The 3510-nt window shown below is 58.5% G+C and carries 5 protein-coding genes; 4 read left to right on the forward strand and 1 reads right to left on the reverse strand.

Features of this window, described 5'->3' with window-relative positions; all coding sequences use genetic code 11:
* A partial coding sequence (locus VN622_16575) for a chromosome segregation protein SMC (protein HWR37479.1) occupies positions 1–643 on the forward strand: 643 nt, incomplete at its 5' end.
* Between the two features lie 242 nt (positions 644–885).
* Positions 886–1095 (forward strand): SEC-C metal-binding domain-containing protein, encoded by a 210-nt coding sequence (locus VN622_16580; protein HWR37480.1) that lies wholly within the window; start codon positions 886–888, stop codon positions 1093–1095.
* A gap of 66 nt (positions 1096–1161) precedes the next feature.
* Here VN622_16580 and VN622_16585 read toward each other — a convergent pair whose 3' ends face one another.
* Complete coding sequence (locus tag VN622_16585; protein HWR37481.1) at positions 1162–2001, reverse strand: hypothetical protein; 840 nt, start codon at positions 1999–2001, stop codon at positions 1162–1164.
* Positions 2002–2149: 148 nt separating this feature from the next.
* Between VN622_16585 and VN622_16590 the strand changes: the two genes are divergently transcribed.
* Together VN622_16590 and VN622_16595 are read left to right on the forward strand one after the other, a co-directional pair.
* Positions 2150–2641, forward strand: a complete 492-nt coding sequence (locus VN622_16590) for a hypothetical protein (protein HWR37482.1) — start codon at positions 2150–2152, stop codon at positions 2639–2641.
* 116 nt (positions 2642–2757) lie between these two features.
* Entirely contained in the window at positions 2758–3321 is a 564-nt protein-coding gene (locus tag VN622_16595) for a hypothetical protein (protein HWR37483.1), read from the forward strand.
* Positions 3322–3510 lie beyond the last annotated feature (189 nt).

The raw sequence follows: 3510 nt of genomic DNA on the forward strand, positions 1-3510 counted from the left end.
AGTGCGGGCGCGGATTGAGGCGCTGGGGCCGGTGAATGCGCAGGCCAACGAAGAATACGAGGAAGCGCAGCAGCGGCACGACTTCCTGAGCGCGCAGCGGCAGGACCTGCTGGACTCGATCCGGGACACCGAAAGGGCGATTCAGGATATCGACGTGATCTCGCGGCAGAAATTCGCGGAGGCGTTCGAGGCCATCAACGGCAACTTCCGGGTGGCCTTCCAGACGCTGTTCGGCGGCGGCACGGGCGAGATGCGGCTCACCGACGCGGAGAACATCAACGAGTCGGGAATCGACATTGTGGCCTCGCCTCCGGGCAAGAAGCTGCAGAATGTGCTGCTGCTTTCGGGCGGTGAGAAGGCACTGGCTGCGGTGGCGCTGCTGATGGCAATCTTCCGTTATCAGCCCAGCCCGTTCTGCATCATGGACGAGGTGGACGCGCCGCTCGATGAATCGAATATCGGGCGGTTGACGGCGCTGCTGAAGGACATGTCCCTGCAGACGCAGTTTGTGCTGATTACGCACTCCAAGAAGACCATGGAGGCGGCGCAATCGATGTACGGGGTGACCATGCAGGAGCCTGGGGTTTCGAAGCTGGTGTCGGTGAAGTTCCAGGCGGCGCAGGACATGGCTACTGTGCAGTAGGTGATGGGGGTTGGGTGGTGGGTGTTTGGGGCTAGCCAGACCAGCACGCCCGGTTAGCCCGGCAACACCCACGATTTGGCCGTGACGAAAGGCAGTTCTTCGCGTCGGGGACGGACCAGCGGGATTGGGCTTGCTTCCGATTCGACGACCACAGGGTCAAGTGATTAGGCTCGTTTTCCGGTATCCCCGTATTTCGCCCACTTGGACCCCTTTTCCAGCGATACACTGATTGTGGGGAAGCGATGCCGAAGAAGAAGCAAGGTAGGAACGCTCCTTGTTGGTGTGGCAGCGGCAAGAAGTACAAGAACTGCCACCTGGGTACTGACGCTGTGGCTGAGGCGAACCGCAACAGACCGTCCGTACCCCGAGGTCGGGATATTTTCGAGATTCGGGACAGCATTCTATCTCCCAGACAACTCCGCTCCGATGAAGTAGGCCCAGATCGCCGTTAGCGGCCTATTCTCCGTGATGGCCGTTTTCTTGCCTTTGACAGGTTCTTCGCCCGCGAAGGCATCACCTTACCGGAAGACGACTCGCGAGGGAAGCTCCACGACCTGTCCACTCGGGGATACGCGAATACTCCACTCCAGAACAGTTGGGCATCCCGCAACGGTTGTGCGTGGGATCGTGAGCCTGAAACCTTCAAACGATTTCCCCGTGATTATCCAGCCGTCCGGCACCTTGCGCGCCGACCGCTCGAAATTGACCCTCTTGGATCCTTGGAAACGGGTCCACCATTCGCTGAACCGCCTGGACCACCCCGCTTCGGGGAAGGCCCTGTAGAACGACTGCTCGGACAACTGCTTCAACTGGAAGGTATCGTGAATCGCGTTTCCTTCGTATGGTCCCGTAACGGCCTGACGGTAAAGACCCGCGAGGCGCAGGGCCGCATTCTCGTCATGAACGGCAATGCCGAGGTCACTTACGAGCTGGTTGAACGCCTTCAGCGCATCTGGATCGGACCAGAGCCGGTAGGTTTTGCCGTTGATCTTATCGACGGCAACATATCCGAAGGTGCCGGGATGGTCGATGGTGTGGATGACCAGTGCGGAGTCCTCCACTGAATAGCAGCCCACTCCCACAACCTCATAGATGAACAAGCTCTCGTTCAGTTTGCCATCCAAGACCATCTCACGGCGGAGAGCGAACAGATCGTCTTCCAGTTGCTCTTTGCGTCTTGTCTTAGGGCAGTCTGCGGCGATGCCGCCTGGCCTGGATTTGATGGATGCGACTGCGGCATCGCGCGCGGCGACATCGTCTAGTTGGCTTGGATACGCAGATCCAGAATCGAGGACAGCAAAGATAGCACACACCGCCACCATCAGCCGGTTCATGCGCACGAGTATAACGCGCAGCATTAGCACTCAATGCCTTATCGGATTGCGCTCAATGGGGATTGTGGCAGCAAAGTGGGCCTTGGGGAGGATGACAACCCCAGAGGCCCACTTTGCAGAATGAAGTCTGCAATGGCCGTCTTTCGCCCACAATTCTTCCCAGCCCCTTGAAATGAAGTCCGCCACCGCCGAGAATGGGACCGTGTGGTCGCGTCGTAAGACAGCACAATGCTGCGGCGCAGTGTTGCTGCTTGCCGTGGGCCTCTGCGCGGCGCTGGTCCTCAGCCGCAGGCCGATATTGGCGTATTCACCGGGGGAATGGGATTGTGCATGTGGGGACATGTACATCAAGACCACGCGGCACGTCATCTGGAACCCGCTACGTGATCGCCTGCCCGAAGCTGCTGCTTTCGAGTTCCTGGCCGACCTAAAGACCAACCACTGCTCGGCTGGCCGGGTAGTATGCGAAGGCATTTTGCCCAATCACCGCGTATCTGCCTGGAAGTTGGCGTACCGGGAAGACAGAGCGGAGATCGTGTCGCTCTATTTCAAGTTGGCGAAATATGGAAAAGATCCCAGGTACAACCTGACGGGCGTCGGAGTCGTTGATCTCCGTAAGGGCACTGATGGGTGGGCTGTCATCGGCTACGATTCCTATTTCTGAGGCCATCGGCGGCGTTAGTTCCGCGAACGCCGTCTATCGGCCGACAATCGCCGTTCTGTTACCCGTCGATGGCGCGCTGCGGTATCGCTGCCATCGCGTCATGTTACGGTGACGGGGTGGGTAAGAAGAGCCGCCTCAAAAGACTGGCCGGGCAACACCTGCCCGTGAAGAACGGGCCGGAGGTCGGCCTTGGACGTTTGCATCTCGTCGCTCAGTTCTCGAAGACAGTCAGGCTTTGGCTGCTTTTCGGCTCCTTGCTGACTTTCATTTTGTTTGCCACGGCGATTGTGACGCATCCGTCCGATGTCGATACGTTTGTCGTTCTAGGCGCGTCCGTCATGCTGTTCCTCGCCGTCTTCGCGCCACTTCAAGCAGCGATGTACCGCGTTATGTTTGCAGAACAAGGAATCGAACGGCGAAACACTTGGGGCGGCATTCGACACTGGACGTACAGCAATGTTGAGGCATTCGAGATGCGCGCCGATCTCGTGCTGATCAGATTTCGAGATGGAACAGTCGTAAAGATCTTCAGCAAAATGGCGTCGCCCCATGATGTTGTTCACGTACTTCACAGACTTTGCCCGCCCACAATTGCAGTTCCAGAATTGGCGAGGTTGACGGTAACGCTACCAGAAGACACGGCCAGCCAGGAATCGGCTCCGGGAGCTACTTCCCGGTAAGCGGTTGTAAAGTCGCTAGGCTTGATCGGAAACGCCTCGGCGCGCGACAGCCGGAGCAAGACGTAAAACTGGGGCCGAGGCGTTTTCGATAAGCAGACTTGAAGGAAGCCGCTGGCGTTTGCGGCGGACGCGACTCTATGGGGTTTGCATCGGGGTTTGGTACTCGGCCGACCCTTTCCTGCGCGCCAT

Source organism: Clostridia bacterium, from assembly GCA_035561135.1.
Classification (GTDB): domain Bacteria; phylum Acidobacteriota; class Terriglobia; order Terriglobales; family Acidobacteriaceae; genus DATMYA01.